Below are 26836 nucleotides of genomic sequence, written 5' to 3'. Positions count from 1 at the left end.
TGGATTAACGCACAATACCGCGTTCAGATTGCTCTAAAGAATCAATCAGTAATTGTGCTTCCGGTACATCAGGCAGAATATCAGTACGAATTTGCTTAATCGCCTGCTCTGTGGTTAAACCTTCTTTATAAATAAGTTTAAAAGCTTGGCGTAAGGCCTGAATCACTGATTTAGACCAACCTCTACGACGCATACCTTCTACATTCATAGCAAAGGCATGTGCAGGATTACCTGAAACCATAACGTAAGCCGGTACATCTTTTAAAATTAACGATGCACCGCCAATCATACTATAAGAGTCAATTTTGCAAAATTGATGGATACCTGAGTTGCCCCCCACCACCACATATTCACCGATATGCACATGCCCTGCAATACCCACGTTATTGGCGAAAATATTATGATCACCAATCACACAGTCGTGCGCAATATGCGTATTCACCATCAATAAGTTATGGCTACCAATTTTGGTTAAACCCTGGTCTTGTACGGTGCCGCGATGCAAACTACAGTGCTCACGAATTGAGTTGTGATCACCGATCTCAAGCCAAGTTTCCTCGCCTGCATATTTTAAATCTTGACAAATTTCACCCACACTTGCGAATTGAAATATTTCATTGTTTTTGCCAATTCGAGTATAACCCGCTACGACTACATGTGAATGCAGTTTAGTGCCCTCAGCAATAGTGACCTGTGGCCCGATAATACAATAAGGACCAATTTCTACATCTGCAGCAATAACTGCAGATGCATCAATAATGGCGGTGGGGTGAATTAAATCGTTTTTACTCATGCCTGCTCTATTTTTTGATGCGAAACCATAATTTCCGCTGTTGTTGCCACAATACCATCAACCGTGGCTACACAATGGTATTTGTAAATGCCACGTCTATGCATCACTAATTCAGACTTTAAAACCAATTGATCGCCAGCGACGACTTGTTTCTTAAAACGAATTTTTTCAGCACCCGCAAAAAGAAACAAAGAACCTTGACTTGGTTTTTCGTTATTCATAATAAAACCAAGTATACCAGAGACTTGGGCGAGCGCCTCAACAATTAATACACCCGGCATAATTGGATAATCTGGGAAATGGCCTTGCAAGAACTCTTCATTAATCGAAACATTCTTATACCCCACGATAGCATTATCGGTCACATCGGTAATACGATCGACCAACAAAAATGGATAACGATGCGGTAAATACTCACGAATTTGCTGAGTGTGCATTGGCAATTCGGGCTTAATAAATGCAGGGGAAATGGAATCAGTCATCATATTTCTATTTACGCTTAAAAGTTGATTCAAGGGACTCAATTCGAGTCTGCATATGATCAAGCCGTTTAAGCAATTGGGTCAATGGCACATCTGCTAATTGTTTAAAGCGTATGGCTGCACGTTTCCAGTGTGAATTTTCCAATAACGGTGTTCCTGAAGAATAACGCCCTGCTTCAGAAATACTTTTTGTGACCATTGACATCGCTGTAATGGTCACATTATCTGCAATATTAACGTGACCCACTACGCCAACACCACCTGCAAATATACAGTTTTTGCCAATCGTGGTGCTACCTGCAATGCCACATTCTGCAGCTATTGCAGTATTTGCACCAATTTTTACATTATGGGCAATTTGCACAAGGTTATCAATAATGACGCCATCTTCTAAAATTGTGTCATCCAACGCCCCACGATCAATACTACAATTTGAGCCAATTCGTACATCGTGACCGACTTTAACCGAACCTAACTGAGCAATACGATGCCATTTTCCTTGATAAGGAGCAAAACCAAAACCCTCACTGCCAATGACACTATTGGCATGGATACGCACACGATTACCAATTTTAGCTTGTCCCGTGAGCGTAACATGCGAATCTATAAAACATTGCTTACCAATTTCGACATCATCGTCAATTTTGACATGTGACTGAATAATGGTGTCATCACCGACGATACAATGCTCACCAATCACCACATAATGCCCAATATAAGCACTATCAGCAATTAAAGCCGAGGAATGAATTTGCGCTGTACTTTCAATACCTCTTTGGGTATTTTTTTTCTCAAATACGTGTGTCAACATTGCAAATGCCAGATAAGGCTGATCCACCACGATAAAGTTATGATGGTTGGTCAACTCGGCTTTTAAAGCCTTGGTGACGATTAGTGCGCCTGCATGTGAGGCACGCGCCTGATCTACATACTTATCTGCATTTACAAATGCGATATGCTGCTGCTCAGCAAGCTCTAAGCTTGCAAGCCCATTCAATATTAAATCGGATTGACCCACATACTCGCCTTGTACAAGGCGAGCGAGGTCTTCTAAACGAAACTGACGAGGATTCATGGATTATTTAATAACATTAACCTTTTGAATCATTTTATCAGTTAAATCATATTTAGGGTCATAAGCAAGCGCTGAATTACGATTCAAAACGATATCCAAGTTGTTTTCTTTACGCAATTGTTCTGCAACCTGTTTGACTCGGCCATCCAAGGTCTTATTCATCACTTGAATAGAGGCCTGAACGGTGGTCTGCAATCCCTGTTGAATTAAATTAAACTCTTTTAATTTAGCCTGATACTGTGTCAGCATTTTTTGCTTCTCAGTTTCGGCTAAATTAGGATTTTGTTGCGCACGTTGCTGGATAGCTTCCAACTCTTTACCCAACTGCTCCAACTTTGACGTTTGCGGCTTCATACTTTGCTGCAAACTCATATTTTGCTGTTTTAAATAAGTGCTATTTTCAATCACTTTTTCTAAATCAACCACACCGTAGCCCGCCGCATGTAGCATTGAACTACTGGCAAGGCCCGCCAGCAGAATACTCATTAACACTTTATTCATATCAATATCCTTATTTAAACCTGTGTGAGGTCGTACTTAGAACGTACGACCAATTTCAAACTGGATGTTTTTAGTTTGATCGCCAGATTTTTCATTCAATGGATATGCATAACTGAGTGACAGTGGCCCAATCATGGTAATCCACGTAAAGCCAACGCCAACACTATAACGCATGTTGCCTACGTCAAAACCAAAGTTATCTTCGCAATATTGCTTGGCATCAATACCTGCTGTGCCATCAATAAATAATTTTCCACTTGGAATTTTACATTGCGTATCAAAAACTTGTGCACCTTCTGCAAAGACTACTGGTCGCACTTGACGTGTCCAATCTCCTTTAAATGGCAATGGCAATGCCAGCTCTGCACCAAATTGAATCAGTGCATTACCACCCACTTCCTCTGGGTCATAATCAGTTGTTTGAGACTCATTATAAGTGACGCCTGGATATTTTGGACCCAGTGTACTGTTGTCATAGCCACGCACTGAGCCAAAACCACCGGCATAGAAGTTTTTATAAAATGGTAAATCATTACCATAACCTAACTTACCATAGCCACGCAGTACAAAATCCTTACCCAATGGGAAGTAAGCTTGCGCATCATACGTTAATTTCTGGTATTCAACATCACTGCCCGGCAATGCGATTTCACCATTGATGCGGTGCGACATTCCTGACGTTGGGAATACTGGACGGTTTAAAGTGTTATATGACCAACCTAAATTTAAATTATAAGTTAAGAAGTCGCCTTTGAACTCGTCATCAAATGCTATCCACTGATCATCAGCAGCACCACACTTTTGATCGACTAAAGGAATTGGACAATAACGTCCTGGTGCACCAGTTTTTCCGCCACCATTGGCCAACAAGTAATCACGTACATAAGTCGACACATACGGCCCTGTGGTGACATTTGTTTGGTCAATATTCAAACCAGCACTGATACTTTGGTTTTCATCAATTGGATAACCAAAGTTAATCCCACCACCATAACTATCCGTCACATAGTTATTAACGTTATAGTCATCATTCAGCTTGGTTTTACGGTAATACATGTTGTAACCACGACGTACACCATCGATGGTGAAATACGGATCTGTCACACTTAAATTATAATAATCTTGGGTTTCTGAACGTGACAAATCGATAGCCACACTATTGCCTGTTCCCAAGAAATTGGTTTGACTTAAACCCGCTTGAAAGGTAACACCGCCACTTTGCGAGAAACCAACTGCAAGTGTACTGGTGCCGGATTGTTGTTCTTCAACTTGGACGTTTAAATCGACTTGATCAGGCACATTAGGAATACGTGCTGGTTTAATATCCACGGTTTTAAAGAAACCAGTCCGCTCTAAACGAACTTTAGACAAGTCAATTTTTTCATTACTGGCCAAAGCGCCTTCCATTTGGCGGAATTCGCGGCGTAACACTTCATCTGCAGTTTTGGTGTTACCGATGAAATTAATACGACGTACCGTAACTTTCTGGCCCGGATTAATATAGTAATTTAAATCGACTTGCTTGGTGTCTTTATTAATTTGCGGAACCACATTCACTTCAGCATAGTAATAGCCAGCATTGCCATACTTACGCAGCAAAAGTTGTTTCACTGCATTTACTTTTTCTTGTGAATAGGTTTCGCCATCTTTATAAATTTGCAAAGCTTGTAATTCTTCAGGCTTATACAGTGCATCGCCTAAAAATTTACTTTGCCCAAATTTGAACTGTTCGCCTTCATCTACGCTGACTTCAACAAAGATATTCTTTTTGTCTTCACTCAAATTTAAACTTGAGTTGGTAATATTAAAATTAATGTAGCCTTTATTTAAATATAGCGCACGCAAAGCTTCTAAACTGGCGGCCATTTTTTCACGCGCATAACGATCATTACGCGTAACAATTGAACTCCAGCTGCTTTCTTTTACCGCAAAAGCTTGCTTGATTTCACTTTCTTTAAAAACGTTATTGCCAATAATATTGATATCAACCACTTTTGCCGCTTTGCCCTCGACAAAGTTAATGGTTAAATCAACTCGGTTATTGGGTTTAGCCGTGGTCACAACTGTTACGTCAGCGTCATAACGACCTTGTTGCATATATTGTTGTTCAAGCTCTGTTTCAATGGTTTGCAGTGCCGATTTTTTTAAAACCTCACCCTCTGCAATGCCCATTTTTTTCAAGCCATCTTGCAGCGCTTCTTTAGGAATGAGTTTATTGCCTTTAAGCTCAACTTTTGAAATCAGTGGACGTTCCACCACGACAAAGGTCAGCGTATCTGCTTGTTGCGATGCTTTAATATCATCGAACAGACCCGTGGCATACAAAGCACGAATTGCATTTGCAATTGTTGCATCATTGACACGATCACCTGCATTTACAGGCAACATCCCATAGACATTGGTTGGCGTTAAACGAACAAGGCCGTCAATTTTAATATCGCGGACAATGAATTCATCTGCTGCATATACTTGTTGTACTACGGCCATTGCACTAAGAAGTGCCAAAGGCATAAATAAATGTTTGTGCTGCATGCCAGTCTTTTCCGATGTTAATTTATTTCGTGTCTACGCTATTATAAACGCATGAAGTCATTGAATAATGCCAGCAGCATCATGCTGCCGAGCAGTACCATACCAATTTTTAAACCAACCAATTGTATTTGTTCAGAAACAGGTTTACCCCGAATCAGTTCAATAAAATAGTAAACTAAGTGTCCACCATCGAGCATAGGAATAGGTAATAAGTTTAAAATACCTAAACTTACGCTCATTAAAGCCATAAATGAAATAAAGGTTTGCCAGCCCATTTCCGCACTTTGTCCGGCCACTTTAGCAATAGTGATTGGGCCTGATAAGTTATCGACACCAATTAAACCACGTACCATTTTACCAATCGAGTTAAAAATCATGCCAGACAGTTGGCCGGTTTTCTCAATGGCCATGCCAAACGCTTCAACTGGTGTGTATTGAATCTTTTGTTTATAGTCATCCGGAATGATTATTTTCCCCGGACTGTTTTGAACGCCGAGCATGCCAGTCACATTGCCCATGTTGTCCCGTTTTGCCTGTGGCATGACTTGTAAATGTACAACTTTATTTTGACGTAATACATCAATTTTTAATAATTTTTCTGGAGCGGCTTGCACGGTTTGCACCACATCAAACCAATCATTCATTTTCACCCCATCAATGGCAATAATTTTATCACCGGCTTTCATGCCTTGACGGATTGCTGCACCATCTTCACTGAGCTTTGAAGCAACAGCGTCTAGATGCGGACGATACGGCATAAAGCCTAGGCTGTCTAAGGCAGATTGGTTTTGATTTTTTAAGAAGTCTTGAATGGGCAATTTGAAATTTTCAGTTTGACCATTGCGGTCAGCTTGAATATCGATAAAACCACTTTCACCAACGCGATCAACCAAGGCAAAATTTAACTTTTCCCATGTCTGAGTTGCTGTGCCATCTACTGCGGTAATTTTGTCACCGACCTGCATATGCACTGTGGCTGCAGGCGTATTTGGTAACACTTTACCAACACGAGTATTGAGTTGCTCTTGTGAGGGTAAAAATAAGATCCAAAATAAAACCACAGCAAAAGCTAAGTTGATCAATGGTCCCGCTGCAACGATAGCAATACGTTTCCACGCATGCTGACGATTAAACGCTTTCGGCAAGTCCTCTTCAGCGACATCACCTTCTCGCTCATCCAACATTTTCACATAACCGCCTAACGGTAAAGCAGAAAGTTGATATTGGATACCGGATTTTTTAGACGTCCACTTCAGCAAAGTAGGCCCAAAACCGATGGAGTAAACTAAAACTTTCACACCCAATTTACGTGCCACAATATAATGTCCGAACTCATGAATGGCAATCAAAGGTCCGAGCAGAAGAATTGCTGCCACAATAATAAACAAGGCACTCATGTTTTAGCTTCCGTGGTTCATGACAATTTTTTCCGCGGTGGAACGCGCCAGTTGATCGACCTGCAAAATAAGCTCGATTGACTCAGCAGCACCGGTCTCCACCTGATTCAAGGTGTGCTCCACCACTTGCGATATTTCTGTAAAGCCAATGCGATTATTTAAAAAAGCAGCAACTGCAATTTCATTGGCCGCATTTAAAATAGTCGGTGCTAAGCCTCCGCTCTGCATGGCTTGTCGTGCAAGCTTTAGAGCAGGAAAACGTGTGGTATCCGGTTCTTGAAAATCCAGTTGTTGCATCACAAATAAGTCCAATGCAGGCACATGCGTTTTAATCCGTTTTGGCCACGCCAATGCATGCGCAATCGGTGTACACATATCGGGATTACCCATTTGTGCCAAGGTTGAACCATCCACATATTGCACCATAGAATGAATGATACTCTGTGGATGCACCACCACTGTTATAAACTGTTCTGAAATTGCAAACAAATGACACGCTTCTATCAATTCCAAACCCTTATTCATTAAAGTGGCAGAATCGACAGAGATTTTTTGCCCCATTGACCATTTTGGATGCTTACAGGCTTGGGCCACGGTCACCGTTTTTAATTGTTGCAAGGAATGATTTAAAAATGGCCCACCAGATGCGGTCAGCAAGATACGTGACACGCCTTGTTTTGGCTGTCCATTACGCTCGTTCTGAAAATAACCTTCGGGTAAGCACTGAAAAATAGCATTGTGCTCAGAATCGACTGGCAGCAATTCAGCATGAGAATCATGCGCGGCCTGCATCATCAAATCACCCGACATAACCAATGCTTCTTTATTGGCCAGTAAAACACGCTTACCGGCTTTGACCGCAGCCAATGTCGGCAACAAACCTGCCGCACCCACAATAGCCGCCATCACAATATCAACATCACGATGTTCAGCAACCGCTATGAGACCCGCTTCATCGGTTAAAATTTCAATATTGGTCAGTTGATGCTGCTTAAAATATTGTTGTAATTCTTCTACTTTACCCACAGGTACGACTACAATTTTCGGATGATACTGTTTGCATATTTCCACAAGTTCCAACATTCGACTATGTGCCGTGACGGCAAAAACAGCATACTGTTCAGGATGCTGTTGCAGAATTTTTAAGGTACTTTGACCAATAGAACCAGTGACACCTAATATACAAACCGATTGTGACATCTATAAATCTACACCCATAAGTTTTAACACATACATACCCGCGGCAAAAATTGGCGCCGCAGCAAGCAATGAATCGATACGATCGAGTACGCCGCCATGCCCAGGTAAAATACGCCCAGAATCTTTAATACCGGCTCGGCGCTTAATCATAGATTCAAATAAATCGCCCAATACCGAGCTAAAGACTGTGATGACCGATAAGATTAAAAACAGAATATGCTGCGCGAAAGTTAAATCTAAATAGACCACTTCGACCACCACCACAATTAGCATGGCGGTAAAAATCCCCCCATACAAACCTTCAACTGACTTATTGGGACTCACATTGGGTGCAAGTTTTTTCTTACCCAACTTACGTCCAACAAAATAAGCACCGCTGTCTGCACCCCATACCAGTAGAAACAGGTACATCAGCCACCAAGGCGAAGTATGCCAAACAGAAAAAATTGCGGTTACAGCAGCAGAAATTAAAACGAAACCCACTACGTTCAAGGTCGGATTGTACCAACCATCGTAATTTGGATAATTTTTAACCCAAAAGACGCTTAAAATCCACGATAAAATAGAGGCGACCCACAGCAACAAGGCAATATCATTAAAATATAAAGCCAAAGCCGATAAAGCAGCAGTTACAACGCCATACCCCCAAGCCAGTGGTTTAGTCAGCTTATTCTTTTCTTTTGGCATGAGTTTAAACCACTCATAGCCTGCAACTCCGGCTGCAACAATCATCAGCATAAACATTGGATACTGAGACTGCGTAGCAAACATACAACTCAGTACAACTGCTACCAATACCAATGCGGTTATAATCCGCTCTAACATTTATTAATTCTCGATTTTCTCTTGTTGGATTTGCTCTGAAGTTTTTCCAAACCGACGTTCGCGACCAGCAAAAACTGCCAATGCATCATCAAATTCGTCAACAGTAAATTCAGGCCATAAAGTTTGAGTAAAATACAACTCAGCATACGCAGCTTGCCAAAGTAAAAAATTCGACAAGCGATAATCCCCACCGGTACGGATGAGTAAATCTACCGCAGGTAAGTTTGCCATACTGACATGCTGCCCAAACAACGCGACATCTATATCATCAACAGCAATTTTTTGGGCCACCGCTTGCGCTGCAATTTTCTTTGCCGCTTCTGCGATATCCCACATGCCACCATAACTTACAGCAATGGTTAAAGTCATGCTGTCGAAATTAGCAGTCCTGTGTTCAGCTTGCAACATTAACTCACACAAATGTGCAGGCAAACGAGAACGATCACCAATAAAACGTAAAGCAATATTAAATTTTTCCATTCGAGGCAGCTGCTCTTGAATTGTTTCTTGCAACAATTTCATCAACAGATCAACCTCAAATTGCGGACGATTCCAGTTTTCGCTTGAAAATGCAAAAACGGTTAACGCTTGAATTTGATTTTTTCTACAATGCTCAACAATAGGGTCAAGAACGTTCTTGCCTTCACGATGTCCAGCACCTTGTTGCATTTGCATTTTCTTTGCAAAACGATTGTTGCCATCCATGATGATGGCAACATGTTTTGGCAGAAGTGAATTTTCTTCTGATGCGGTCATTAAATCTTAGACCTTCATCAATTCAGCTTCTTTTGCAGCCAGACGTTTGTCTACTTCAGCCACAAATTTATCGGTGATTTTTTGAATATCATCCGCTGCACGGCGATCATCATCTTCTGAAATATCTTTCTCTTTCAATAAGGCTTTGATATCACCCAATACATCACGACGGATATTACGGATGGCGACTTTGGCATTTTCTGCTTCAGTGCGTGCCACTTTTTGCATATCGCGACGTGTTTCTTCAGTTAATGCAGGCATTGGCACACGAATGGCATCCGCAGTAATTGGATTTAGACCCAAACCTGCTTCACGAATCGCTTTATCAATGGCTGACACCATACTGCGCTCAAAGGGCTGTACCACAAGCGTACGAGAATCTTCAAGACCCACGTTCGCCACTTGGTTTAAAGGGACGTCAGAGCCATAGTAAGACACCATAACGCCATTTAAAATAGAAGGGTTGGCACGGCCCGTACGAACTTTACCAAAGCCTTGTTCTAAAGACTCCAGCGTTTTGTTCATACGGTCTTCACTGTCTTTCTTAAGATCGTTAATCATATGATCTTCCTTACTTAATTCTAAGAGATGTAATTGCTAAATAGCGGGTAGTATAAAGAGCTTTCAGGATCACGTACATTAATTCGTAACGTGAGTCCCTTCTTTTTCACCCATTACGACTGAAAGTAACGAACCTGATTTATTCATATCGAATACTTGAAGCGGCACGTTATGATCACGACATAAGCAAATGGCGGTTAAATCCATAATACCCAATTTTTCATCAAGCACTTGATCAAAAGTCAGTGTTTCATACTTCACAGCATCATCATATTTGCTTGGATCTTTATTATAAACACCATCAACTTTGGTGGCTTTTAAAATCAAATCTGCTTCAATTTCAATGCCACGCAAGCACGCTGCGGTATCGGTGGTAAAGAATGGATTACCCGTACCGGCTACAAATACGCACACTTCGCCTTGACTTAAATGACGAATCGCATCGCGGCTTGAGTAGGATTCAACCACTGCACCAATTGGTAATGCTGACATTAAACGGGTTTTAATATTGCGACGCACCAGTGCATCACGTAATGCCAAACCATTCATTACCGTGGCCAACATGCCCATTTGATCACCGGTGACACGGCCAACCAAGCCTTCTTTTTGCAATTGGCTGCCGCGATATAAATTACCCCCACCAACCACAATCCCGACTTGCACGCCCAAACCCACCAAATGCGCAATACCCAAACACATCTGATCAAGCACTTCGGCATCAATACCCATGTCTTTGTTACCGGCCAATGCTTCGCCAGAGAGTTTTAACAAAATACGTTCGTAACGTGGTTTTTTTGAATCCAACATCAGAAATTCTCCGAATCTTTTAATCTTTAAAATTTTATTTGTAGACTTTAATGCGCAATCAAGCCGACTTGACTTGAATTAACTTGGCATAGAGGTCGTATTCGTCGGCATCAGTGATTTCCACTTCAAGCAAATCACCTGATTTAATCAGATTGCGATCAATATCTTCAACAAAGACATTGCCATCAATTTCTGGTGCATCGGCATACGAACGTGCGATAGCCACTGGAAATTCATCTTCTAAATCATCCACCAGTACCGTCATAATTTGACCAATACGTTTTTGCAATTTAGCGGCTGAAATATCTTGCTGTACTTGCATGAAACGCTCATAGCGCTCTTGCTTAATTTCTTCTGGCACATGATCGGGTAAATCATTGGCGGTTGCACCTTCTACTGGTGAGTAGGTAAAACAACCGACGCGATCCAGCTGTGCTTCTTTAAGCCATTCCAGCAAAATTTGGAAATCTTCTTCAGTTTCACCGGGGAAACCCACCACAAAAGTGGAGCGAATGACCAATTCAGGACATTTTTCACGCCACAATTTGACACGCTCTAAAGTGTTTTCACTATGCGCTGGACGCTTCATTAATTTTAAGATGCGTGGACTGGCGTGCTGAAAAGGAATATCCAGATACGGTAAAATTTTACCTTGCGCCATTAGATCAATGACCGCATCGACATGCGGATAAGGATAAACGTAATGTAAACGCACCCAAATACCGAGTTGACCTAAGGCTTCACACATGTCAAAGAACTTGGTTTTGACTGGCTGACCATTCCAAAAATCGAGTTTGTATTTGGTGTCTAAGCCATACGCTGACGTATCTTGGGAGATGACCAATACTTCTTTTACGCCAGCATTTTTTAATGCTTGTGCTTCGCTTAACACTGAACCCACAGGACGAGAAACCAAATCACCACGCATACTTGGAATAATGCAGAATGTACAGCGATGGTTACAGCCTTCTGAGATTTTTAAATAGGCATAATGTTTCGGAGTTAAACGAATACCTTGTTCAGGGACAAGGTCAATAAACGGATTATGCTTTGGTGGTTCAGGTACGTACTGATGTACGGCCTCCATCACTTCTTGATATGCCGCAGCCCCAGTTACTTTCAGGACGCTAGGATGCATTTTACGAATTTTTTCTTCATCTTTACCCAAGCAACCCGTCACAATCACGCGGCCATTTGCACTGATGGCTTCGCCAATTGCATCTAGGGATTCTTGTACTGCTGATTCAATAAAACCACAGGTATTTACAACAACCAGATCAGCACCCTCATAATCTGATGCCACATCATAACCTTCAGTCTTTAACTGGGTTAAAATTCGTTCAGAATCTACCAATGCCTTAGGACAACCTAAAGAAACAAAACCGACTTTGGGGGACTTCATGAATCTTTGCTCCACTATAATGCGCGTATTGTATGTCTTTTCCAATCATAAAAACAGACAGAAAGCCGACTCTTTATATAACGCACTAAAATATGGCTAAATTTTTAGCAAATCTTTTCACTGCACCATTTTGGTTCACTAATACTTTTAATTGCTTTACTATAAGGCTAAGTTTCTGCGATTAAATAACAACAATAGCCGACTTTAGGACATCAAAACTCTTATTCACATCACTACTTAAAGTTGGCGTACATTTTGCTTTATTTCAATAATCTCTTATTTGCTTAAGCCTTTAATAGGCTCTAAATGAGAAGAAATGCAGAGGCCATTACGCTTTTTTATACAGGACAATTTCGCTAATGGACCACACCGTTACTATTGATTATCGGCTTTTGGTGGATAACTTAACCACTGCCATTTTACTGGTCGATCAGCAACTGAATATCTTTTATTTAAACTCTTCTTGTGAGTCACTATTTGACATCAGCTTACTTCGTGCTTCGGGGCAGCCTGTTTTAAACTTATTGCACATGCCAAATGATGAATTCAACACCAAAGACGCGCTCCTGAATACCTTTCGTACCGGACAACCCTATACCCGACGTGAAGCCACCATTAGTGTGAATTTTAAAGACATTCATGTTGACTACACGGTCTCAGAAATTAATGCTCAAAAATCCTACCACCCCCTTCTGTTAATTGAATTAAATCCGATTGATCGGATGTTAAAAATATCCAAAGAAGAAAACCTGATTCAACAGCATCAAGTGGCACGGCAACTAATTCGTGGCGTTGCGCATGAAATTAAAAACCCGCTGGGCGGAATTCGCGGTGCGACGCAACTTCTAGCACGCAGCTTAAATGACCCAAAATATTCAGAATTTACCGACATTATTATTAGTGAAGTCGATCGTTTACGCAATTTAGCCGATACCATGTTGGGTTCGCGTCAATTACCCAGCTATCAATTGGTCAATGTGCATGAACCCTTAGAGCGTGCGCGCGCGCTTATCAACAATCAAAGCAAACAAAAAATTAAAATTATCCGTGACTATGATTTGTCGTTACCGGATGTGATGGCAGATCGAGATCAACTGATTCAAGTCATGCTTAACATCAGCGCCAATGCACTACAAGCCATGTTAGAAAATCCGGCCTTTTTTGTCGAGCATCAACCTGAATTAATCTTACGCACGCGTATTCAGCGCTTGGTCACGATTAATGGGGTGTTAAATCGCTCTGCAGTACGTATTGATATTGCCGACAATGGCCCCGGTGTTCCAGAAGATATTCTCGAATCTTTGTTTTATCCACTGGTCACTGGTCGTGCCAATGGCACTGGATTGGGTTTAAGCATTGCACAAAATATTATGCATCAACACGGCGGAATGATTGAATGTCAGTCCATTGCCGGAAAAACCATCTTTAGCTTATATTTACCTTGGGAGTCGCGTCATGCCACGAAATAAAATATGGGTCATTGATGATGATCGTGCCATGCGCTGGGTACTGGAAAAGACCTTTAAAGAAGAAGGTTTTGAGGTAACCAGTTTTGAAGAAGCACAATCGGCACTCAATCAACTCAAGCTGGATACGCCCGATGTCATCTTAAGTGATATTCGTATGCCCGGCATTGATGGCCTGAGCTTTTTAGCGCAAGTCAAAAACACTCATCCTGATTTACCGGTGATTATTATGACGGCGCATTCAGATTTAGAATCTGCCGTATCCAGTTATCAAACTGGAGCGTTTGAGTACCTGCCTAAACCGTTTGATATCGATGAAGCCTTAGCCTTGGTGAATCGCGCCATTTTACACATCACCAAATTGCAGCAGCAAGAATCCGCCAAAGCCGCGCCTTTTATTAAATCAACAGAAATTTTGGGTGAATCTCCTGCCATGCAGGAGGTTTTTCGTGCCATTGGCCGTTTATCACAATCGCATATTACCGTACTGATTAATGGTGAATCGGGCACAGGTAAAGAGTTGGTTGCACATGCGCTACATCGCCACTCACCGCGCAGCAGCAAACCCTTTATTGCCTTAAATATGGCCGCCATTCCCAAAGATTTGATTGAAACCGAACTATTTGGCCATGAAAAAGGGGCATTTACTGGTGCCAATGCACAACGTCAAGGACGATTTGAGCAAGCCAATGGCGGCACATTGTTTTTAGATGAAATTGGCGATATGCCCTTTGAAACACAAACTCGTTTACTGCGTGTCTTGGCTGATGGTGAATTTTACCGCGTTGGCGGCCATATTCCCATCAAAGTGGATGTACGTATTGTGGCAGCCACCCATCAAGATCTTGAAAAATTAGTTCATGATGGACGCTTTCGTGAAGATCTCTATCACCGCCTAAATGTCATTCGGATTCACATTCCAAAACTTGCACATCGCAGTGAAGATATTCCGGTCTTGGCGCAGCACTTCTTGGCGCGCGCGGGTAAAGAATTGGGCGTCAATGCCAAAATATTACGCCCAGAAACCCAAGCCTATATGCAGCAGTTACCTTGGCAAGGCAACGTGCGGCAATTGGAAAACACCTGTCGCTGGCTAACCGTCATGATCACTGGTCGTGAAATTTATCCTGAAGACTTACCGGCAGAATTGAAACAAATCCCTATTCAACGCTTAGTAGATGATGCGCCGCGTGATCCTGCGGCAGATTTAGTTTTAGCACCACAATGGGATGCTTTATTGAATGATTGGGCAGTACAAAAGCTTAAAAATGGTGAGATGAAAATTTTAGATATTGCCACGCCAATATTTGAACGCACCTTAATTACCGCAGCACTGCAACAAACCCGTGGACGCAAACGTCACGCAGCTGAACTGTTGGGTTGGGGACGCAATACTTTAACGCGCAAATTAAAAGAATTGGGTATGGATACCGCTGAAGATGACGTTGAAGATGAAATAGTCGAAATTTAACCCCAATTTGACTAAAAATAAAAAAGCTCCATTGAGGAGCTTTTTTATTGCACTGCATTTAAGCCGTAAAACCAATATAACGTGAATAGCCTGCAATGCCTAAATCAGATTGATAAACCAAATAATCGGCATAGCTTGATTGGGTAATCTCTGCAAACATATTCACTTGATCGTCATGCGCATGCAGATCATCTACAGAACGTGGCATGGTCTGTTCAAATTCATCGGTGATATATTCAAAACCAATATCCATGGCAATAAATAAGGTATGCACACACGGTTGTACATATTGCTCCTCTGCCCAATTAATCACGAGATGTTGACAGTGCGGACAGCTGATATTGTCGGTTGCCTCAATGGCCAGTGCAATAAGTTGATAAGGCATATAAAAGAAATCTGTGTGTTAGTTTTATATTTTAGCAAATTATTTAAACTTCGCTGTGCTTTCCAGCTGTTTTTATAATAAAAACATCTTCAAGGATAAATACATTTATTTAATCAGCACATTAATCATCATCAAATCGCTTTAATCTTATCCGCTAAAGCCGATTTAAAGCAAAGTATCCTTGATGCGCTTTAAATTGTAGTCATAAAAAAACCCGCAATATGCGGGCTTTTTTTATGGCTACAATTAAGCAGACTGTTTGGTCTGGGTGTTTTTACGAATCGTAATCATGATCAATTGTACCGCAGCAGGTGTCAGCCCCGGAATACGACTGGCTTGTGCCAATGTTTCAGGTCGTACATCTTTTAATTTCAAGGTAATTTCACGCGATAAACCGGAGACAATATCATAGTTAAAATCAACGGGAATAAGAGTATCTTCCAAACGTTTTAACTGCGCAACATCTTCATGCTGACGATTAATATAACCGGCATATTTTACCGCAATTTCAATTTGCTCACCGACAAATGGAGTCACTTCAGACTGAGTTAACTCAGCAATTTGAGCAAAATTGATATTTGGACGTTTCAATAAATCAATAGCACTACATTCTTTCGATAGATCAGCACCCGTCATCTCAACGAATTTTTTACCCATTGGATTATTCGGCGCTGCCCACAAATGTTGTAGACGTGCAGTTTCTTTTTCTACCGCTTCCATCTTTTCGCAATATGCCGCCCAACGGGTGTCATCCACCAAACCTAGCTCACGCCCGATAGCGGTTAAGCGTTGGTCTGCATTGTCTTCACGCAACATCAAACGATATTCGGCGCGTGAAGTAAACATACGATACGGCTCTTTGGTGCCTAACGTAATTAGATCATCGACCAACACACCCATATACGCTTCATCACGTTTTGGCGTCCATTGTTCTTGATCCCAAGCACGGCGGGCGGCATTTAGACCGGCCAGCAAACCTTGTGCACCGGCTTCTTCATAACCCGTTGTACCGTTAATTTGCCCAGCAAAATACAAGTTGCTAATGGCTTTGGTTTCAAGTGAGAATTTTAACGCTTGCGGGTTAAAATAATCATATTCAATGGCATAACCGGGACGTAAAATATGCGCATTTTCCATGCCTTTGATTGAACGCACCAATTCAAATTGCACATCAAACGGCAAAGAAGTTGAAATACCATTTGGATACAGTTCGTGCGTGGTCAAACCTTCAGGCTCTAAAAAGATTTGATGCGAATTTTTATCAGCAAAGCGATGAATTTTATCTTCAATCGATGGGCAATAACGCGGCCCCACCCCTTCAATCACACCGGTATACATTGGTGAGCGATCAAGTCCGCCGCGAATAATCTCATGCGTACGCTCATTGGTGTGGGTAATGTAGCAATTCACTTGTTGCGGATGCATCGAGGCATTACCCATAAAGGACATAGTCGGCGATGGAAAGTCACCCGGTTGCTGATCCATGACAGAAAAATCAACTGAGCGCGCATCAATACGTGGTGGTGTACCGGTTTTTAAACGTCCTACCGGTAAATTTAGCTCACGTAAACGCGCTGCCAAGGAAATCGAGGGTGGATCACCGGCACGACCACCACTTGATTTTTCAAGTCCAACGTGAATGACGCCACCCAAGAATGTGCCAGTGGTTAATACCACCGTTTTGGCATCAAAGCGAATACCCATTTGCGTGACCACACCTTTAACCGTGTCGCCCTCAACAATTAAGTCATCGGCTGCCTGTTGAAAAATATCTAAGTTGGCTTGATTCTCTAAAGTTTCACGAATCGCGGCTTTAAAAAGAATACGGTCGGCTTGCGCACGTGTGGCACGAACAGCAGCGCCTTTACGCGAATTTAAAATACGAAATTGAATACCGCTTTTATCGGCCGCCAATGCCATAGCACCGCCTAGAGCATCAATTTCACGCACCAAGTGCGATTTACCAATACCACCGATGGCTGGATTACAGCTCATCTGCCCCAAAGTCTCAATGTTATGAGTTAAGAGCAGAGTCTGTCGACCCATACGCGCCGCAGCAAGGGCTGCTTCGGTACCTGCGTGACCGCCACCGATAACAATGACATCGTAAACTTTAGGATAATGCATAATGGTTTGAGAGATAAAAAAGAATGACAGAGCATTATATCAAAACTTCGCAAAATAAGTTGACAAAATACGTCGATTTTAACAATCCAGCCTCAACACCCTATTCATCATCAGGCATTAAAATGTAATTTTGCTTTGCACAGCTGCCGTATAAATAAAACATTTAGCCGATAAAGATTACCTGATTACTCTTGTTTTATTCTGGTTATTTTTTAAGCTATAGATTGATCCATAACAAACAAAGGTATAAAAGATGAATAAAAATATTTTCCTCTCGACTATGCTGTGTGGTCTATATTTAGCGTCCTTTTCAGCATTTGCCAATGATAAAGTTCAAAGCACCTATAATGCACAAAAGTATCACCAGGTATGTAAGGGTAAAATGCAAGGCGCACCGGTCAGTTTTGCTTATCGTGGTATTATTTGGAATGGCACGTGCGAAACTCAATTTCTCCCCTCTTCATCTAAAGTCATGCTTAAAGGTGATGAAGCCGAATTAAACTCTATTTGTCAAAGCAATCCTCAAGCGACCTCAATCAACATTGAAGGCAAAGAAATTAAAGGTAAATGCGCATTGGGATTTAAAGCACCACGTCCTTAATCGTTATATTTCTCTTATTTGGTTAACCAGTTCAGAAAATGGGCAAAGATTTTAATATTTTTGCTCATTTTTTTGATTGCTAATTTAAACAAATTATTTAAAATCAAAGTGTTTTTAAGGAAAAGCCATTATAAGGATATTACATGGATTCAGGGCTATTCACTTTTTTTTTACCTCTTGCCCTTGCTATCATGATGACAGGCTTGGGGCTTGAACTCAGTATTAAAGATTTTCTTCGCTTAAAGCTTCAGCCCAAGGCCATATTTTTGGCACTATTTACACAGCAGATTGTTTTGGTGGGCATTGCTTTTTTACTTTGTGTATTTTTAAAATTACCGCCCCTCTTAGCTGTCGGCTTAATGTTACTTTCAGCATCACCCAGTGGCCCCAGTGCAAATTTAATCAGCTATCTATATCAAGGCGATGTGGCATTAAACATTATGCTCACGATTATGAACACGCTAATCTGCCTGTTTACGCTACCCTTTATTGTCAATCTTTCGCTGTATTATTTTTTGGGTGATCAGCAAAGTATTACCCTGCCGACGGATAAAATTCTACAAGTTTTTTTAATCATTTTGATTCCAGTGGGTGTCGGCATGTTGCTACGCTCCATGATCCCCAATCTGATGCCTCGGCTTAATAAACTGATGCGCATACTTTCGGCGCTCTTATTACTGTTGATCTTTTTCTATGCTTTATATAAAGAACAGCATAATCTTTTGGAATATTTTGCCGAAATTGGTCTTGCCACTGCATTATTTTGCTTAATCAGCTTATTCATCGGCTATTTACTGCCGTACTTTGCTGGCATTGCAGAGCAACAAGCACGTACATGCGCCTTTGTCACCGGTATTCATAATGCCAGTATTGCCATAACGATCGCACTTTCTGTTTTGGCCAACAGTACGATTGCTTTACCTGCCGGCATTTACTCACTGTTTATGTATTTTTTCACCTTTTTATTTGGCTATGTCTTAACCAGACGCTCTATTTTACCCAGCAAAAAATACCACACTTAAAATTCGCCACATTGCTGAACTTTTAAAGCGATTTTATGATGTACAGCTGTGTCATTTCGATTAAATAAAATGAATGACACAGCAAAAAACAAGACCCTATATCTAGTGCGTGAAAAAAACTTGATTAAGCAAGCGCTTAAAGTTGCGCATCAAGCTTTCATCTTAATGGTTTATTCGCTATACCTTGTTCTAAGCTTTAAGACCCATCCACCCTAAAGTGGATATATTCTTGAATCATTACACATAAAGATTAAAACGTAATACAACTTAAACTTAGAACAACCCACAGAATAAAAACTTATTTTTAATCAGAAAATCTAACTCGAACAGGAGATTTCGAATGGATTCAGGAATCATCACCATTTTACTGCCTTTAGCACTGGCCATTATCATGATCGGTCTAGGCCTTGAACTTAGACTTCAAGATTTTGCCCGAGTCACGAAACATCCCAAAGCGGTGCTGATTGCACTCTTTTGCCAATTGGTAATTCTGGTGAGTATTGCCTTTATTATTTGTAAGGTTTTAGCGCTCCCGCCACTGCTGTCAGTGGGCTTAATGCTGCTTGCAGCATCGCCAGGGGGCAGTACGGCCAATTTATTTAGCTATCTATTTAAAGGGGATATTGCGTTAAATATTACTTTAACCGCGATCAACTCGGTGATTGCGGCTTTTACCCTACCTTTAATTGTGAATTTTTCTATTCAACATTTTATGAATGATGGACAACAAATTCATTTAGAGCTGAGTAAAATTTTACAAGTTTTCGCCATTATTATTATTCCGGTTGGCATTGGCATGCTGATTCGACACTATGCGCCGAACTTTACGCAGAAAGTGAATAAACCGCTGCGGATTTTTGCAGTAAGCTTTTTAATTCTGATTATTATCGGTGCCATTACCAAAGAACGTCATCAAATTTTAGACTATTTAGCCCAAGTTGGCTTGGCCACCGTGGTTTTTTGCCTCTGCAGTTTAATCGTCGGTTATTTTGTACCGCGTATTTTAGGCATTAATAGCGCTCAAGCTCGCGCATGTGCTTTTGAGATTGGTATTCACAACAGCACCCTTGCTATGACCATTGCACTGACTGTAATGGCCAGTTCAACCGTAGCAATGCCTGCGGCCGTATACTCTATTTTCATGTATGTCTTCGCTGCAGTATTTGGCATGCTGTTAAATCGGTTTGCACCGCAACCGGTGGCGGTCTTGAATTAACTCATTTTAAATACACAATGATTTACACTGCTTAAGCCGGTGATTCTGCCGGCTTAAATTTATCAGTACCTTGTTGTGAGATGCTCAAAACATTTTAACCTCAGCCGGATGGCCTCTATTACCCAGCTTTCAATTGAGCTATCTAGACGGTGCCTTGCATTTTTGAATATTCAACAAATTCTAGGGGATTCAGCCACAATTCCGTTACAATGGCATTTTTAAAATATACATTTAGGGTATCTCTGTGAAGTGGTTACAAATTCATATTACTGTTCAGCAAGCTCAAGTTGATTTTACTGAAACACTGCTTAATTCACTGGGTGCGGTCAGCGTAACTTTAGATGATGCTGAAAATCAGGATTTACTGGAACCGCTTCCGGGTGAAACGCCCCTTTGGAACAAAGTGATTGTCACGGGGATTTATGCACAAGAAGATGACGAAACCATTGATGTCGATGCGTTAATCACTTTTATTACCCTACAACTGCCTGCTGCGCCACTCACGCATGAATTCATTGAAGATCAAGAATGGGAACGAACATGGATGGATGCTTATGAGCCCATTCAAATTAGTGATAAATATTGGATTGTGCCGGAATGGATGCAAGCGCCTGATGCAGATGCCGTAAACATCAAGCTTGATCCGGGTCTTGCTTTTGGTACAGGCAACCATGCCAGCACCTTCTTATGCTTACAATGGTTAGGCAATACCGATGTCAAAGATAAAGTGGTCATCGATTATGGCTGTGGTTCAGGTATTTTAGGCGTAGCTGCACTACTACTTGGTGCTAAAAAAGTGTATGCCACCGATATTGATCCACAAGCAGTACTGGCAACCCAGCAAAATGCTGAATTAAATGGCGTACTCGACAAATTGTATGTCGGTTTACCCGAAGACTTTAATCTAGCGTTGGCCGATCAAAAAGCCGATGTCTTTGTGGCTAATATTCTGGCTGGCCCACTGATGATGCTTGCGCCTGAATTCGCAACTTTAATCAAATCTGAGGGCGAGTTCGCACTTGCAGGAATACTAGACGAGCAAGTAGCTGATGTTTCTAATGTTTATTCTGATTTTTTTGATATACTACAGGTCGAAAAACGTGACGAACATTGGTGCCGCATTTCCGGAAAGCGCCTCAATACCCCTTTCAAACTCTGAATAGACTATGAGCGAAAAACAAACCTACTGCCCTAACTGTTTGACCAAATATAAAGTCACAGTGGCTCAACTAACAGTTGCTAAGGGCATGGTTTGTTGTGCTAAATGCTCAACCAACTTTAATGCATTAATTCATTTGGTTGCACAAAAAGCAGAACTTGCCAAACCTGAATCCAATGCTGTGATGTCCATCACAGCGGATTACGCTCAAAACAACGACAGCTATGAAAATATTTTTACCGATCAAGAACCACCAGCGAAACATTTATTAGACATTTTTGATCGCAAAGTAGAAAACTCAAATATTGATTTAAAAACCTATCTCAATAATCTTAACTATTTCAGTAAAGAGCCGATTGGCAATTATCCTGCCTTAAACTGGGCTGAAAAATCCGAACAAGAGAAAAAACACGGGCCTTCATATTATATTCTATGGAGCTTGGTCAATATTGCCTTAATCAGCTTGCTGGTTTTTCAGTTTTTTTGGTTTAATCCGAGAGTTTTAAACAATAGTCCGGCACTCAGTGCATTATTCAATAGTGCATGTCAGGCTGTGAATTGTTCATTTTCAGATAAAAACTATCGTCTGATTTCCATCAACAAAGTTAAATTAAAGCAAATCTCAGCACAGGAAGTTCAGTTTAGCGGGCAGCTGATTAACTACCATTCTAAAAGTTTAGCTTTACCCATTATTCGGGTGAATTTAAAAAATAAAGGACAAGTGACTGCGGTCTACTCTATTCGATCTTCTGAATACTTGGTGGAAAGCTTAAGCCGTATCCAACGAATCCCACAAAATAGTCCTTTTAAATTCAAGTTCAGCCTTCCTGTGTCACGTAAAAGCTTTGACACTTACAATTTGGAAATTATTCGGCCGTAATATCCAACAAAAGCATCAAAAAAAACAAAAAAATATGAAAAAAATGCAGTTTTCTTGCTCACTTTTTCTGAGACAATGCTATCATACGCGCCACGAAAGCTTTGTGCTGCAAACTCCTCGCTATTTTCACGACAAATATAGTTTAGCTTATATGCGCTTTATCCAAATATGGCGTATTGAGTAGATTTTTTGTTTTGATTTTGGTCTGTAACAAATATTAATCTATTGTTACGCTTATTTTTCGACCAGAACGTCGAGTTGTGGCAAGCTAAATGTACCAGTTTTAGAGCTTCCGTTTTAGGACCTAAAACGAGAGTTCATTTAATTTTTAGACCACTTTTATATCTCTTTACCCAAGTGATATTTGATTTTTCGGATTACTTCGCATGAATAGCAAATCTCCTATTTTTACTGCACAATCTGATGTCGCTCTTCGTATTCACGTAGATCGCGCAGTTCGTCATTACTTCTCCCAATTGCAAGGCGAGCAACCTTCTCAAGTATATGACATGGTGCTGGCAGAAATGGAGAAACCTCTCTTATCTGTAGTTCTTGAATATACGCGCGGTAACCAAACACGCGCTGCCGAGATCCTCGGACTCAACCGAGGCACTCTACGCAAAAAGTTGAAAGCTCACGGTTTAATGAGTGAATAAATGATAAAATGCTCGCGGTTACCGTGGGCATTTTTTTTATCTTCTCTTTGCTTACCGTTTTAATCTAGACCTTTAATATTGTTGACCAAAATCATGACTATTAAACGCGCTTTAATCTCTGTATCTGATAAATCAGGGATCGTTGAATTTGCTAAAAATCTTGTGGCTCTTGGGGTAGAAATTTTATCTACTGGCGGTACGTATAAGTTGCTTAAAGACAACAATATCGCAGTGATTGAAGTTTCAGAGCACACAGGTTTTCCAGAAATGATGGATGGTCGCGTTAAAACGCTGCATCCAAAAATTCATGGCGGCATTTTAGCTCGCCGCGGTCTAGACGAAGCCGTGATGCAAGAACACCATATTGATGCCATTGATTTAGTCGTGGTTAATCTATACCCATTTGCAGAGACAGTTGCTAAACCAAACTGCTCACTGGCTGATGCGATTGAAAATATCGACATCGGTGGCCCAACCATGGTCCGTGCTGCGGCAAAAAATCATGCATCTGTCGGTATTGTGGTGAATGCCGCTGATTACGACAGCGTGATTGATGAGCTGAAAGCAAAGGGTGCGTTGTCTCATGCCACACGTTTTGATTTAGCGGTTAAAGCGTTTGAACATACTGCGCAATATGACGGTATGATTGCCTCTTACTTGGGCGCTCGCGTCGGCAAAGAACAAGATCAAGCGGATAAATTTGCGCGTACTTTCAATACACAATTGAATAAAGCGCAAGATTTACGTTACGGTGAAAACCCGCATCAATCTGCGGCTTTCTATGTCGAAAGCACTGCAACTGAAGCATCTGTTTCAACTGCGCAGCAATTACAAGGCAAAGAACTCTCTTATAACAACATTGCCGATACTGATGCAGCACTAGAGTGTGTGAAATCATTTGCAAAACCTGCTTGTGTAATTGTTAAACATGCCAATCCATGTGGCGTTGCAGTGTCTTTAGAGGGTATTGCAGCCGCATATGATTTAGCGTATGCAACTGATCCTGAATCGGCTTTTGGTGGCATCATCGCCTTTAACCGCGAATTAGATGTTGCAACGGCTCAAGCGATTGTTGATCGTCAATTTGTTGAAGTAATTATTGCTCCAAGTATTGCCGATGGTGTACTTGACGTCACAGGCGCGAAGAAAAATGTCCGCGTATTGGTCTGCGGTGCTTTACCTCACATCGATGCACGTAATCAACAGCTTGACTACAAACGTGTCAATGGCGGTTTATTGGTTCAAGAACAAGATTTGGGTATGATCACCAAAGATGATCTTAAAGTGGTCACTAAAGTTGCACCTACGGATGCCGAGATTGACGATTTAATCTTTGCTTGGAAAGTTGCAAAATATGTAAAATCCAATGCAATTGTCTATGCTAAAAATCGTCAAACCATTGGTGTTGGCGCAGGTCAAATGAGCCGCGTTAACTCTGCACGTATTGCTGGCATTAAAGCTGAACATGCAGGACTTGTGGTTGAAGGTGCAGTGATGGCATCGGATGCATTTTTCCCTTTCCGCGATGGTATTGATAACGCGGCCAAAGCAGGCATTAAATGCATTATTCAACCGGGCGGTTCTATGCGTGATGAAGAAACCATTGCAGCAGCAGATGAAGCTGGTATTGCCATGGTGTTCACCGGTATGCGTCACTTCCGTCACTAATTAATCTATACAGTCTTTATCCTAACCCTCTTTTGCTTAAGGAGGGTTTTTCTGCATATATAGGTTGCGCAGAAAAATTATTTAATTCTTCTGTTACATAAAAGAAGATTAAAGCTTAGAAGGATGAAGCTGGATCTCACCGAAGGAATCAGAAATGAATATTTTAGTTTTGGGTAGTGGCGGTCGTGAGCATGCATTGGCATGGAAAATCGCTCAGGATGAAAATGTCACTCAAGTTTTTGTCGCACCGGGCAATGCAGGTTCAGCCACTGAACCTAAATGTAAAAATGTCGATTTAGATATTCTAGACAATCCAGCCATTATCGCATTTGCTCAAGCGAATCAGGTGGATTTAGTGATTGTTGGCCCAGAAGCACCGCTGGTCAATGGTGTGGTTGATGCCTGCCGCGCGGCCGATGTTAAAATTTGGGGCCCAACACAATTTGCAGCACAATTAGAAGGCTCTAAAGCCTTTGCCAAACATTTCTTAAAACGTCATAACATTCCCACTGCTTTTTATGATGTCTTTACCGATGTGGCTGCCGCGAAAGCCTATGTCGAAAAAAATGGCGCACCGATTGTGATCAAGGCCGATGGGCTAGCTGCGGGTAAAGGCGTGATTGTTGCCATGACCAATCAAGAAGCCTTTGAGGCCATTGATGACATGTTGTCTGGCAATAAGTTTGGTGATGCCGGTTCACGCGTGGTGGTTGAGCAATTCCTAGATGGTGAAGAAGCCTCGTTCATTTGTATGATTGATGGTCATAACATTTTACCGATGGCAACCTCACAAGATCACAAACGTATTTTTGAAGCAGACCAAGGGCCAAATACTGGCGGTATGGGTGCCTACTCTCCTGCGCCGGTGGTTACAGCTGACGTATTTGATAAAGTCATGAAAGAAGTGATGCGTCCAACTGTAGATGGTATGGCCGCCGATGGCCATGCTTATACAGGGTTCTTGTATGCGGGACTCATGATTGATGAACAAGGTCAACCGCGCGTCATTGAATTCAACTGCCGTTTTGGTGATCCTGAAACACAACCAATTATGATGCGGTTAAAATCATCTTTGGTTGAACTGGTCGAAGCTGGAATTAAAGGTCAACTACCGGCACAAGCTGAATGGGATGCGCGTAAAACCGTAGGAATCGTGTTGGCGGCTGAAGGTTATCCTGAAACAGTGCGTAAAGGCGATGTGATTTCAGGCTTAGACACCGTCATGACTGATGCTAAAGTTTTCCATGCCGGTACAGCAAATAATGAAAAAGGCCAAGTGATCACTGCTGGCGGTCGTGTGCTGTGTGTAACCGCACTTGGCGATACCATTGGTGAAGCACAAGCCAAAGCATTAGCGCTGTGTGAAAAAGTGACTTTTGATGGCGCTCAATATCGTAAAGACATTGGCTACCGTGCCATTGCCCGTGAAAACGCTTAAGCCATTTTAGAATTATTATAAAAAAGCCTGCACTCAGCAGGCTTTTTTACTTTTTATCAACGTTAAAAGCATGAGTCTTCATGAAAATAAATACACTTTAAAATATTGGGCTCGATAAAGAAAATTAGATAAAATCACGATAATAAACAATTTTTATAAAAAATAGCCTATAAAGCACACTTCACCTATTATCTATTTTTTAGCTTTGCACTGAAAAAAAAGTTATAAAGAGCGCTGTAAAATAAAAAATGATCCATTTATTGTTAATATTTTATTTAATACATTGTTTTTAATAACTAATTTATCAAAAATTATCTTTTACTATGCAAAAATAAAGCTAATTGTTGAGTTTTTATTCACTATATTGCATATAGATTTATTGCTATGATAAGGAAAATTTTGATTGAGTCAAAATA

At 41.2% G+C, this 26836-nt stretch carries 24 protein-coding genes; 10 read left to right on the top strand and 14 right to left on the bottom strand.

From position 1 onward, the window contains the following. Window positions 1-4 precede the first annotated feature (4 nt). The 12 genes from lpxA to rimO all read right to left on the bottom strand — a co-directional run bounded on the left by lpxA (window position 5) and on the right by rimO (window position 12331). Window positions 5-793, bottom strand: coding sequence for an acyl-ACP--UDP-N-acetylglucosamine O-acyltransferase (gene lpxA, locus SE27_RS06745; RefSeq protein ID WP_039621984.1), 789 nt, complete (start codon window positions 791-793; stop codon window positions 5-7). Further along, on the bottom strand, window positions 790-1275 hold the full coding sequence (fabZ, locus tag SE27_RS06740; protein WP_148308924.1) for a 3-hydroxyacyl-ACP dehydratase FabZ: 486 nt from the start codon (window positions 1273-1275) through the stop codon (window positions 790-792). Before fabZ ends, lpxA begins: the two co-directional genes overlap by 4 nt. A 7-nt stretch (window positions 1276-1282) precedes the next feature. Next, window positions 1283-2350 carry a UDP-3-O-(3-hydroxymyristoyl)glucosamine N-acyltransferase gene (gene lpxD / locus SE27_RS06735; protein ID WP_039621978.1) on the bottom strand — a complete coding sequence of 356 codons (1068 nt, stop codon included), beginning with the start codon at window positions 2348-2350 and terminating at the stop codon, window positions 1283-1285. Window positions 2351-2353: 3 nt separating this feature from the next. Then, a complete protein-coding gene (locus SE27_RS06730) occupies window positions 2354-2851 on the bottom strand; it encodes an OmpH family outer membrane protein (protein ID WP_039621976.1) in 498 nt (165 codons plus the stop codon). 36 nt (window positions 2852-2887) lie between these two features. Beyond that, entirely contained in the window at window positions 2888-5383 is a 2496-nt protein-coding gene (bamA, locus tag SE27_RS06725; protein WP_039621975.1) for an outer membrane protein assembly factor BamA, read from the bottom strand. A gap of 41 nt (window positions 5384-5424) precedes the next feature. Then, entirely contained in the window at window positions 5425-6780 is a 1356-nt protein-coding gene (gene rseP, locus SE27_RS06720; RefSeq protein ID WP_039621974.1) for an RIP metalloprotease RseP, read from the bottom strand. Between the two features lie 3 nt (window positions 6781-6783). After that, on the bottom strand, window positions 6784-7980 hold the full coding sequence (gene ispC / locus SE27_RS06715; protein WP_039621972.1) for a 1-deoxy-D-xylulose-5-phosphate reductoisomerase: 1197 nt from the start codon (window positions 7978-7980) through the stop codon (window positions 6784-6786). Beyond that, window positions 7981-8805 carry a phosphatidate cytidylyltransferase gene (locus SE27_RS06710; protein ID WP_039621968.1) on the bottom strand — a complete coding sequence of 275 codons (825 nt, stop codon included), beginning with the start codon at window positions 8803-8805 and terminating at the stop codon, window positions 7981-7983. A 3-nt stretch (window positions 8806-8808) separates the two neighbouring features. Beyond that, on the bottom strand, window positions 8809-9561 hold the full coding sequence (gene uppS, locus SE27_RS06705; protein WP_039621964.1) for a polyprenyl diphosphate synthase: 753 nt from the start codon (window positions 9559-9561) through the stop codon (window positions 8809-8811). A 6-nt stretch (window positions 9562-9567) separates the two neighbouring features. Next, window positions 9568-10122 carry a ribosome recycling factor gene (gene frr, locus SE27_RS06700; protein WP_039621962.1) on the bottom strand — a complete coding sequence of 185 codons (555 nt, stop codon included), beginning with the start codon at window positions 10120-10122 and terminating at the stop codon, window positions 9568-9570. 78 nt (window positions 10123-10200) lie between these two features. After that, a complete protein-coding gene (gene pyrH / locus SE27_RS06695; RefSeq protein WP_039621961.1) occupies window positions 10201-10929 on the bottom strand; it encodes a UMP kinase in 729 nt (242 codons plus the stop codon). Between the two features lie 58 nt (window positions 10930-10987). Next, window positions 10988-12331 carry a 30S ribosomal protein S12 methylthiotransferase RimO gene (gene rimO, locus SE27_RS06690; RefSeq protein ID WP_039621958.1) on the bottom strand — a complete coding sequence of 448 codons (1344 nt, stop codon included), beginning with the start codon at window positions 12329-12331 and terminating at the stop codon, window positions 10988-10990. Window positions 12332-12690: 359 nt separating this feature from the next. Here rimO and glnL point away from each other — a divergent pair, with 359 nt between their 5' ends. Together glnL and glnG are read left to right on the top strand one after the other, a co-directional pair. After that, the gene (gene glnL, locus SE27_RS06685; protein ID WP_039621956.1) at window positions 12691-13800 is read left to right on the top strand and encodes a nitrogen regulation protein NR(II); all 1110 of its coding nucleotides are present in this window, start codon (window positions 12691-12693) and stop codon (window positions 13798-13800) included. Then, complete coding sequence (gene glnG / locus SE27_RS06680; RefSeq protein WP_039621954.1) at window positions 13787-15268, top strand: nitrogen regulation protein NR(I); 1482 nt, start codon at window positions 13787-13789, stop codon at window positions 15266-15268. Before glnL ends, glnG begins: the two co-directional genes overlap by 14 nt. A 58-nt stretch (window positions 15269-15326) precedes the next feature. Here the strand turns inward: glnG and SE27_RS06675 are convergent, their stop codons facing one another. Both SE27_RS06675 and mnmG read right to left on the bottom strand, forming a co-directional pair. Further along, window positions 15327-15653, bottom strand: a complete 327-nt coding sequence (locus tag SE27_RS06675) for a hypothetical protein (protein WP_039621952.1) — start codon at window positions 15651-15653, stop codon at window positions 15327-15329. Between the two features lie 246 nt (window positions 15654-15899). Then, the gene (mnmG, locus tag SE27_RS06670) at window positions 15900-17780 is read right to left on the bottom strand and encodes a tRNA uridine-5-carboxymethylaminomethyl(34) synthesis enzyme MnmG (RefSeq protein ID WP_039621950.1); all 1881 of its coding nucleotides are present in this window, start codon (window positions 17778-17780) and stop codon (window positions 15900-15902) included. Window positions 17781-18033: 253 nt separating this feature from the next. On the opposite strand from mnmG, the gene SE27_RS06665 reads away from it, so the two are divergent. The 8 genes from SE27_RS06665 (at window position 18034) to purD (ending at window position 26420) form a co-directional block, all read left to right on the top strand. Further along, window positions 18034-18381 (top strand): hypothetical protein, encoded by a 348-nt coding sequence (locus SE27_RS06665; protein ID WP_039621947.1) that lies wholly within the window; start codon window positions 18034-18036, stop codon window positions 18379-18381. A gap of 143 nt (window positions 18382-18524) precedes the next feature. After that, a complete protein-coding gene (locus SE27_RS06660; protein WP_039621945.1) occupies window positions 18525-19403 on the top strand; it encodes a bile acid:sodium symporter family protein in 879 nt (292 codons plus the stop codon). Between the two features lie 340 nt (window positions 19404-19743). Beyond that, window positions 19744-20619 carry a bile acid:sodium symporter family protein gene (locus SE27_RS06655; protein ID WP_039621944.1) on the top strand — a complete coding sequence of 292 codons (876 nt, stop codon included), beginning with the start codon at window positions 19744-19746 and terminating at the stop codon, window positions 20617-20619. Between the two features lie 244 nt (window positions 20620-20863). Beyond that, window positions 20864-21778 (top strand): 50S ribosomal protein L11 methyltransferase, encoded by a 915-nt coding sequence (prmA, locus tag SE27_RS06650; protein ID WP_039621941.1) that lies wholly within the window; start codon window positions 20864-20866, stop codon window positions 21776-21778. 7 nt (window positions 21779-21785) lie between these two features. Next, on the top strand, window positions 21786-22658 hold the full coding sequence (locus tag SE27_RS06645) for a DUF3426 domain-containing protein (RefSeq protein ID WP_039621940.1): 873 nt from the start codon (window positions 21786-21788) through the stop codon (window positions 22656-22658). 386 nt (window positions 22659-23044) lie between these two features. Beyond that, the gene (gene fis / locus SE27_RS06640; RefSeq protein ID WP_039621938.1) at window positions 23045-23314 is read left to right on the top strand and encodes a DNA-binding transcriptional regulator Fis; all 270 of its coding nucleotides are present in this window, start codon (window positions 23045-23047) and stop codon (window positions 23312-23314) included. Between the two features lie 93 nt (window positions 23315-23407). Then, window positions 23408-24982, top strand: coding sequence for a bifunctional phosphoribosylaminoimidazolecarboxamide formyltransferase/IMP cyclohydrolase (purH, locus tag SE27_RS06635; RefSeq protein ID WP_039621936.1), 1575 nt, complete (start codon window positions 23408-23410; stop codon window positions 24980-24982). 154 nt (window positions 24983-25136) lie between these two features. Continuing rightward, window positions 25137-26420, top strand: coding sequence for a phosphoribosylamine--glycine ligase (purD, locus tag SE27_RS06630; RefSeq protein ID WP_039621934.1), 1284 nt, complete (start codon window positions 25137-25139; stop codon window positions 26418-26420). Window positions 26421-26836: the final 416 nt, after the last annotated feature.

Origin of the sequence: Acinetobacter harbinensis, assembly GCF_000816495.1 — a bacterium.
Classification (GTDB): Bacteria; Pseudomonadota; Gammaproteobacteria; order Pseudomonadales; family Moraxellaceae; genus Acinetobacter; species Acinetobacter harbinensis.
Note: the sequence above shows the minus strand (reverse complement) of the source record. Positions and strands in the feature narration are given on the sequence as shown.